The 9,094-nt window shown below is 57.8% G+C and carries 4 protein-coding genes and 5 pseudogenes; 5 read left to right on the top strand and 4 right to left on the bottom strand.

All coding sequences use genetic code 11. The annotated features are described in order from the left end of the window. A pseudogene (locus tag ACTBDU_RS14735) lies at positions 1-1,158 on the bottom strand (IS3 family transposase); the annotation flags it as partial. 43 nt (positions 1,159-1,201) lie between these two features. Continuing rightward, positions 1,202-1,600 (bottom strand): hypothetical protein, encoded by a 399-nt coding sequence (locus tag ACTBDU_RS14730; protein ID WP_438806994.1) that lies wholly within the window; start codon positions 1,598-1,600, stop codon positions 1,202-1,204. A gap of 420 nt (positions 1,601-2,020) precedes the next feature. Between ACTBDU_RS14730 and ACTBDU_RS14725 the strand changes: the two are divergent. The 4 pseudogenes from ACTBDU_RS14725 to ACTBDU_RS14710 form a co-directional block, all read left to right on the top strand. Further along, positions 2,021-4,560 (top strand): annotated as a pseudogene (locus ACTBDU_RS14725) (copper-translocating P-type ATPase). A 58-nt stretch (positions 4,561-4,618) separates the two neighbouring features. Then, a pseudogene (locus ACTBDU_RS14720) lies at positions 4,619-5,419 on the top strand (TraB/GumN family protein). A 78-nt stretch (positions 5,420-5,497) separates the two neighbouring features. After that, a pseudogene (gene ybaK / locus ACTBDU_RS14715) lies at positions 5,498-5,983 on the top strand (Cys-tRNA(Pro)/Cys-tRNA(Cys) deacylase YbaK). Positions 5,984-6,091: 108 nt separating this feature from the next. Beyond that, a pseudogene (locus ACTBDU_RS14710) lies at positions 6,092-6,369 on the top strand (NAD-binding protein); the annotation flags it as partial. Positions 6,370-6,486: 117 nt separating this feature from the next. On the opposite strand, the gene hemH reads toward ACTBDU_RS14710, so the two are convergent. Both hemH and adk read right to left on the bottom strand, forming a co-directional pair. Next, entirely contained in the window at positions 6,487-7,452 is a 966-nt protein-coding gene (hemH, locus tag ACTBDU_RS14705) for a ferrochelatase (RefSeq protein WP_438806993.1), read from the bottom strand. Positions 7,453-7,860: 408 nt separating this feature from the next. Next, positions 7,861-8,505 (bottom strand): adenylate kinase, encoded by a 645-nt coding sequence (adk, locus tag ACTBDU_RS14700; protein ID WP_438806992.1) that lies wholly within the window; start codon positions 8,503-8,505, stop codon positions 7,861-7,863. Between the two features lie 388 nt (positions 8,506-8,893). Between adk and ACTBDU_RS14695 the strand changes: the two genes are divergently transcribed. After that, positions 8,894-9,094, top strand: a 201-nt coding sequence (locus tag ACTBDU_RS14695) for a transposase (RefSeq protein ID WP_438806991.1), incomplete at its 3' end; no start/stop codon positions are given.

The raw sequence follows: 9,094 nt of genomic DNA, 5'->3' as shown, positions 1-9,094 counted from the left end.
GGCCACCGCGTTAGCGTTTTTCCAGTGTCTATTTTCTGATTCGTTTGGTGGCAACCCACCGTTATATTCATGTGGCCTGAGTGCGCTGTAATATCTCACGATATAGTCGGTAATTTCATAAGCGGCTTCGCTGAAGCTTATATGGCCCGTTACCGGTATCCACTTGTTTTTCAGACTTCTGAAGAAGCGCTCCATCGGACTGTTATCCCAACAGTTACCCCGCCGACTCATGCTTTGTTTGATCCAGTAACGCCACAGCAACTGTCGGAACTGCCTGCTCGTATAGTGGCTACCCTGATCGCTGTGGAACATCACTCCGGGCTGGTTTACCACGCGTTTCCCATGCTATTTCCAGTGCTTTGATGGTCAGTCTGCTGCCCGGGGAGAACGACATAGCCCAGCCCATCGGTTTCCTCCCGAACAGATCAAGAACAACCGCAAGGTATGCCCAGCCTTTCCCGATCCAGATATATGTCACATCGCCGCACCATAGCTGGTTTGGCGCCGTTACAGCGAACTGGCGCTCAAGATAATTCGGGATCGCAACATGCTCCTAACCGCCACGCTTATACCTGTGCGTCTGCTGCTGACAACTGACCAGCCCCAGCTCTTTCATGAGTCTACCTGCGAGCCAGCACCCCACCCGGAAGCCTTTCTGGATTGCCATGGTGGCGATACTTCTCGCGCCAGCTGCACCATAACTGATATTGTGCAGTTCATAACCCTGACTGCGCAATACCTTTCGCCTGCCGTCTGGCCTGTCAGGACGACTTTTCCAGTATTTGTAACTGCTGCGATGAACCCTGAACACGTGGCAGAGTGTGGCCACGGGATAACGCGCTCTGAGTTTCCCGATTAAGGAGAATTGTTCAGGGAGTCTGACATCAAGAGCGCTGTAGCCTTTTTTAATATTTCATTTTCCATTTTAATGCGTTGTAGCTTCTTCTTGAGCTCACGTATTTTGATTTGTTCCGGGGTTATGGGAGAGGCTTTTGGCGTTTTCCCCTGTCGCTCATCACGCAGTTGTTTTACCCATTTCGTCATCGTAGAAAGGCCGACGTCCATGGCTTTTGCTGCTGGCGCGTCGGTGTAATTTTGGTCGACAACCAGTTGAGCGGATTCGCGTTTGAATTCAGGACTAAAATTTCTTTTCTTTATTAGGTGCACCCGTGTTGTTCTGAGGTGAGCATATCACCTCTGTTCAGGTGGCCAAATTCAGTGTGCCACTACAAAATAATGCCTTGTCTTCCTCCTTCGTTAAGGCTTTAAGATTGGTAAATGCATTTAGCGCGGTGTGCAGCGAAGTGGATTTGCCTTCACCGCCCGGGGTTCCGGGCAGGTTATCGCTGTGAATCAAGCGATAAAGGCAGTCGAGGGCGTCCGATTTATTATGAGGACGGAAAAAATTTTTAATACGATCCCAAATTCCCAGGTGCGTGGCATAGTCTTTATCCGGGCTGAGCAGGCGGCCAATACGGGAGGGATCGATAGCCAACGAATGCTGACCAATATAGACCTTAAGTGATAATGACATAACGAATTCCTTATCAACCTTTATATTTGAGTAATGATGACGCGATGTGATGATGCCGAGCGTCACACCGACCGCGAACGCCAATACACCTTCACGGTCATGAGACCTTTGCCCAGGCGCAACGCGGGGATTGCGAATCATTAACCGGATTATCGCACCGGCAGGCCTCAACGTCCTGGTGCATAGACGATCACGCTTAACCTTCATGGCCACAGAGTTGTTGGACTATATTCCCTCCACTGCGAAACGGGATCGGGTCAATACCGCAAATCACCGCCCCACACTTTTAGGCGGAAGATGCCGTCCCGCCCCAGGGGGCTGAGCGCTCGCGGGCGCAAAATGATGTATTTTCAGCTATAAAGACTTTACCTTCCCCCGACAGGAAGGTTTAGGCTGATTGTCATAACATGACCGGTAGTACGATGTTCTTGCTGCAAACGCGGGGGTGATAACTGGCTACCGTCCTTTTTATCTGAGGAGAAAACCATGTCTACGACGACGGAATTAGAGCTGCAGGATTTGACCTGCAACCATTGCATCAATCGGGTGAAACAAGCGTTGGAAGCGGTACCGGGTGTCACCGGCGCCGAGGTGACGCTGGATCGCGCCCACGTCACCGGTAACGCCACCGCCCGCGAACTGATCGCGGCGGTGCAGCAAGTCGGCTATCAGGCGCGCCAAACCGAGGCGGCCGCCGCCCCAAAACTGCGCCGCTGACGGACCATAGCGAAGCGCCGGAGCCCCCGGCAGCGGCGAAAACATTTCCGGCGCAGACCCACGCGTCGTTGGCAGAGGCCCCTGCGCTGTCGTCGCCGGATGAGAGCCTGCATTTACTTATCGATGGAATGAGTTGCGCCAGTTGTGTAACGCGCGTCGAACACGCCTTGGCGGGCGTTGCCGGCGTGACGCGAGCGCGAGTCAATCCGGCCGAACGCAGCGCGCTGGTGATGGGTACACCTGCTCCGCAGGCGCTGGTTGCTGCCGTGCAACAGGCAGGCTACGGCGCCGAAGTGATCCAGGATGAGGACGTGCGCCGTCAGCGCCAGCAGCAAACGGCTGCACAGGCGATGCGGCGCTTCAGCTGGCAATCGGCGCTGACGCCCGTCACCTGCCTGCCCTGACTGGCCGTAGGGCTGCTGACGTTAGCGGTCATGGTCGTCCGCCGGCGGTCACTTTTATCGCAGCGCCGTGACCAGCCTACGCAACGGCAGCGCCACGATGGAGATACCCTGGTGGCGCTCGGGACCGGCGCCGCCTGGCTTTATTCCATCAGCGTCGTGCTTTGGCCGCTGGCCTTCCCCGCCATGGCCCGTCATCTGTATTTTGAAGCCAACGCGATGATTATCGGTTTAATCAATCTTGGCCACGCGCTGTTCCAGCGCGCGCGCCAGCACGCCGGACGCATGCTGGCGCGGTTGCTCAGCCTGACGCCACCCAACGCGTGGGTGGTGATGGATAACGGTGAGCAACTATTGCCGCTGGCGCACGTCGTGCCCGGTATGACGCTGCGCCTGGTCAGCGGCGACCGGGTACCGGTGGACGGCGATATCGTCCAGGGCGAGGTCTGGCTGGATGAGTCAATGCTGACCGGCGAAACCGGCGGCGCGGCACAAACAGGCCGGCGATCGCGTCCATGCCGGTACGGTGGTGGCGGACGGTAGCGTGTTGTTCACCGCCCAGGCTACGGGTAATCAAACCACGCTGGCCAGAATCATCCGGCTGGTGCGGCAAGCGCAAAGCAGCAAACCCGCCATCGGCCAGTTGCCCGACCGGATTTCGGCGGTATTTATGCCTGTCGTGGTGGCTATTGCGCTGGCGAGCGCCGCTACCTGGTTTGTGTTCGGGCCTGAACCCCGCATTGCCTATACGCTGGTCATCACCCCGAGGGTGCTCATCATTGCCTGCCCCTGCGCGCTGGGTCTGGCAACGCCGATGTCCATTATCGCGGGCGTCGGCGGCGCCGCGGAATTCGGCGTGCTGATTCGCGACGCCGACGCGTTGCAGCAAGCGACCAGCATCGATACGCTGGTGTTCGATAAGACCGGCACGCTTACCGAAGGACGGCCCCGGTCGTGGCTATCGAACCCTTTAACGGCTGGGATAACCGGCGCGCGCTCACGCACGCCGCGGCTATTGAACAGGGCTCCGCTCATCCGCTGGCCACGCCATTCGCGCCCGCGCGCAGGAAGACGATAACGGTCAAACGCTGCCTCAGCCGGAACAATTCCGCACCTTGCGCGCTCTTGGCGTTAGCGCGCGTCTGACAGGACAGCAGGTTTTACTCGGCAACGACGCGTTGCTGACGCAGCAGGGTGTGGACACCGAGGCGGGCGCAGGACGGTCGCGCTATTAGGCGCAACAGGGCCCCACGCCGGTATTGCTGGTCGTGGACGGTCAACTAGCGGCGCTAATCGCGGTACATGGCCCGTTACGCAGCAACAGCGGCGAAGCGCTTGAGCGTCTGCGCGCGGCAGGGTATCAGCTGGTCATGTTGACCGGCGATAACGCCGACACCGCCCGGACGGTCGCGGCCCGCCTCGGCATCGATCAGGTCATGGCCGACGTCCTGCCCGACGGAAAAGCGGCGGCCATTCTTTCGTTACAGCGTCAGGGCTATCGGGTAACGATGATTGGCGATGGCATCAACGATGCGCCGGCGTGCTGTGACGGCGGAAGTTGGCATCGCCATGGGCAGCGGCAGCGACATCGCGATCGAAACCGCCGCCATTACCTTGATGCGTGCCAGCCTGCATGGCGTCGCCGATGCGTTGGCGTTGTCCAACGCCACGTCGCGCAATATGAAACAAAATTTGCTGGGTGCGTTTTTTTACAACGCACTGGGTATTCTCATTGCCGCCGGAATCCTGTCCCTTTTTACCGGTACCCTCCTCAGTCCGGTAGTGGCGGGCGTGGCGATGGCGCTTTCCTCCATTACGGTGGTGAGTAACGCCAACCGGCTTATCCGCTTTAAGCCGTCATCCGCCCGCACCGACCCGCGGAGAACACCGGCGGCAGCAGATTCCTGACCGCCCGCCCGTCGCTTCATGCTACCCTTAGCCAACGAAAAGCACCGGAGCGATAGGCATGAGAAATGTATTACGGCGCCTGGCGAGTCTGTTGGGCGCGTTAACGCCGGCGACGTTTCCCTGGCCGGGTATGGATGTCAGCCTGGCATCGGGGCGACAATTTCATCTGGTGGGCAGCATGCATATGGGAACTTCAGCGATGGCCCCCCTGCCCGCGCGTCTGCTGGAGCGCCTCGAGCAGGCTCAGGCGCTGATAGTGGAGGCGGACATCACCGTCAGCCCGCCGCTGGCACACGCCGGCGAAGCACAAATGCCGTTGGCGGACCGGCTTAGCGCATCGCATTATGATCACGTGCGTCAGTTGAGCGAAGAATACCATTTGGATCTCGCGGCGCTTGACGCCTTGCCCGCCTGGCATGTCGCCTTGCTACTGCAATCCCGTCAGGCGGAGCGGTTGGGCCTACGCGCCGATTACGGTATCGATTATCAGTTAATCCAGGCCGCACGCACCAATGATCAACCGATTATTGAACTGGAGGGACCGGAGGAACAGCTGGGGCTGCTGCGCAAATTGCCGGATCAAGGCGCGGCGCTGCTGGCGGACACGCTGACGCACTGGCACACCAATGCGCGCCTGCTGCAGGTCATGATCGGCTGGTGGTTGGAAAGCCGGCCGGTGGACGAGCGCCAGACGTTTCCCGCCACCTTCAGTCAGGATCTCTACCGCTATTTGATGACCGACCGCAATCATCGTTGGAAATCTACGCTGCAATAGCTGCCGCCGGGCGCTTACGTGGTGGCGGTCGGCGCCTTGCATCTCTACGACGCGGATAATTTACCGGGACTGTTGCGGCAATGAACACCATCGGGGATCATTTACCCGCAGCAGTGCTTGCGCTACTCTGAACGCCTAAACTTTTGTTTGCAGGATCCCGTCATGACGCCCGCGGTCACCTTACTGGAAAAACACCGTATTCCTTTTACTCTGCACGCCTACGAGCACGATGCCAATGAAACCCATTTCGGTGAGGAGGCGGTACAGAAATTGGGGCTCAGCGCCGATCGGGTCTATAAAACGTTATTGGTCTCTCTCAATGGCGAACCACGACAGTTGGCGGTGGCGGTCACGCCGGTTTTGCTGCAGTTGGATTTAAAAAAAATCGCGCGCGCTTTTTTGGGCGCCAAAAAAGCAGAAATGGCTGATGCGCAGCTGGCGCAGAAAACCACCGGCCATCTGGTGGGCGGAATCAGCCCGCTGGTGCAGAAAAAACACCTGCCGACGGTCATTGATGCACCGGCGCAGGCCTTCAGCACCATCTTTGTTTAGGGCGGCAAGCACGGTCCGGATATCGAGCTGGCGCCGGCGGATTTGCAAAAGTCGTTGCAGGCTTTATTTGCCAATATCGCCAAACGCGATAGTTAACCCCGGATCCGACCCTTTTCAGACGCAGGCGGCGGCAATCACCGCCGCGCACGCCTCATTGCCGTCGTCTAAAGGCAGGAAAATCCGCCATTGTGGGCCAGCGCCGTGATCACGGCGCTGGCGAGGCTGGATATCGCACGCTGGCTGCTGGTGACCATCCCCAACGGGTTTGAGGCGGGAGAAATTGTCGCGCTGGCGCGCGAGCAGCATTCGGCGTTGAAAATTATCGTCCGCGCGCACTACGATGATGATGTGGATTACATCATCTCACCGAGCGCGGTGCCACGCAGTTCGTTATGGGCGAACGGGAAATCGTCAACAGTATGATAGCCTTGCTACAGCAGGAAATGGAGCTTACGCCCCCACTGACGCCCTGCGTTGTATAGGGAATGGAACGGACCACTCCGGCGGCAATAGGCGGAACATGACAGCGAGGGCCGCGCCACCTTCATCACTTCAGGAAACGGCCCGGGTCCCCTCGGCGGCCGCAGACGACGTGAGGGTTAGCGCAGCTCCGCCGTCACAAGCTGGCGCAACAGATCGACATGCGGCGCATCATCATTAAGCGCCGGGATATAATAAAACGTACTACCGCCGGCATGTTCAAATATCTCCCGGTTTTGCACCTGAATTTCCTCCAGGGTTTCTAGGCAGTCAGCGGCAAAGCCGGGACAAATCACCTGCACGTGCTGCACGCCCGCAGAAGGCAGGCTTTTCATTGTTTCATCGGTGGCGGGCAGCAGCCAGGGATCACGGCTGAAGCGCGACTGGAAAGTCATCATTACCTGTTCTGGCGGGTAATCCAGTGCCGCGGCCAGGGCTTGGCGGGTAACGTCGCACCGCTGCGGGTAATCATCGCCCTCCGCGGCGTAACGCTGCGGTATGCCGTGGAATGAGATAACCAGCCGATCCGGCCTGCCGTGCCGGGTAAACGCGAGCTCAACGCTTGCAGCCAGTGCCGCGATATAGGCAGGATGCGCTGCATAATCGCGGATGAAACTTATCGACGGTAACCGGCGGTAACCGGTGAGAATACGCGCCACCGCATCCCAAATCGCGGCGCTGGTGGAGCAGGAGTATTGGGGATACAGGGGCAGAATCACCAATCGGGTGATGTCTTGCGCGAGCAGGCGTGCGATTGCCTGCGGCAGCGCCGGCTGGCCATAGCTCATCGCCAGCTCTACCGCGACATCAGGCAAGCTGGCGGCCAGCGCCTGCTGCTGGCGGCGGCTATAGACCAACAGCGGCGATCCCTCGTCCATCCAGACGCTTTGATAAAGCTTTGCTACCCGTGGTGAACGCAGCGACAGGATAACGCCGTACAATAGCGGTAGCCATAGCGCCCGTGGCGTATCCACCACGCGTTTATCGCTGAGGAATTCGGCCAAGTAACGCTTGACCGCTCGAGAAGTAGGGGCTTCCGGCGTTCCCAAATTGACCATCAATACGCCGTATTTTTTTTGGCTCATTGCCGTTTCCTTATCGCTTCGTCGCCGGCGCTAACCCCATGAATTTCGCAGAGAGAGTTAAACCCGCTGTCGAAGCGGGTATTGTAGCGGAAAAGCGGCTCTTGAGAATGGTTATCATCCATTATCATTACAATAGGTGATGTCTGAGGGGGCGCCAAATGGTTGCGCCAACAATCAGGCGTAGCGCCAACGATTCGATGCAGCACCAGCGGTCGAATGCAGTAACGTCGTGTGGGTGCAGCGCCAACCGTAACAGCCCGCAACGCGAATGCGGACTCAACAACCGGCGTGAGCGTTCAGTCAACTATGACAGCGGTCAATGGTGGTTCCCAACGGACCGCGCTGACCGTCTGCGCCCAGACGGAGGCAAAGGCGCGGCTGCTTGCTTGCGAAGCACCCAGCGGTAGATCAACCGAGGATGGCGGCTAATTCAGCGCTCACTTCGCTCACATTGGGGGTACCGTCGAGGGTGAAATACCGGGTATGCCCGGCGTCCGCTTCTTTACGGTAATAGTCGATAAGGGGTGCCGTCTGCTGATGGTACTCCACCAGGCGCTTGCGTACGGTGTCTTCCTGATCATCCTTGCGGGTAGTCAGCGGCTCGCCGGCCACGTCATCCTTGCCTTCTTGCTTGGGCGGATTGAACTTCACGTGATACACCCGTCCTGAAGGGGCATGCACCCGACGACCGACAATGCGGTTAATGATAAGGCTATCCGGCACCGCGAATTCCAGCACATAATCTACCGCGATACCCGCCTCTTTCATGACGTCCGCCTGAGGAAGAGTACGGGGGAACCCATCCAGTAAAAAGCCGTTGCGGCAATCGTCTTGTTTAATGCGTTCTTTGACCAGCGCGATGACCAGCTCATCGGTCACCAGCTTGCCGGCATCCATGAGGGCTTTGGCCTGTTTGCCGATCTCGGACTGCGCTTTCACCGCGGCACGTAGCATATCGCCGGTGGAAATCTGCGGAATGCCGTACTTCTCCATGATAAATTGTGCCTGAGTGCCTTTACCAGCGCCCGGAGCACCCAGCAGAATGATACGCATTGCGTCAATCTCCTTGCTAATCCAAAAGTATTCTAAAATCTGAAAAAAAAACGATAAACCATACCACTACCGGCACGCTTTCCTCAAGCTACCGGACGCATTGACGGTGCTTGTCCGCGGCTTTCGGATTTGCCTGCGGGAAACACCCTACTGCTGGCGCCCACGATCATAACGCAAAACCGTTTTGGCGGCGCCAGAATATCATGGCAGGCGGGGATTTTTTCGCACCCGGCGGCAGGGAACATTTCCCACCGACGCGCGCAAGAAACGGCAGACCACCCCGAACGGGGGGCCTGCCGCGATATTAATAGGGATTTGTAGTGGCACACTGAATTTGGCCACCTGAACAGAGGTGATATGCTCACCTCAGAACAACACGGCTGAACCAATGAAAAGAAGAAATTTTAGTCCTGAATTCAAACGCGAATCCGTTCAACTGGTTGTCGACCAAAATTACACCGCCGCGCCAGCAGCAAAAGCCATGGACGTCGGCCTTTCTACGATGACGAAATGGGTAAAACAACTGCGTGATGAGCGACAGGGGAAAACGCCAAAAGCCTCTCCCATAACCCCGGAACAAATCAAAATA

The organism is Sodalis sp. (in: enterobacteria), assembly GCF_051710625.1.
Lineage (GTDB): Bacteria > Pseudomonadota > Gammaproteobacteria > Enterobacterales > Enterobacteriaceae > JBPESN01.
This window is presented reverse-complemented; position numbering and strand designations above follow the sequence as displayed.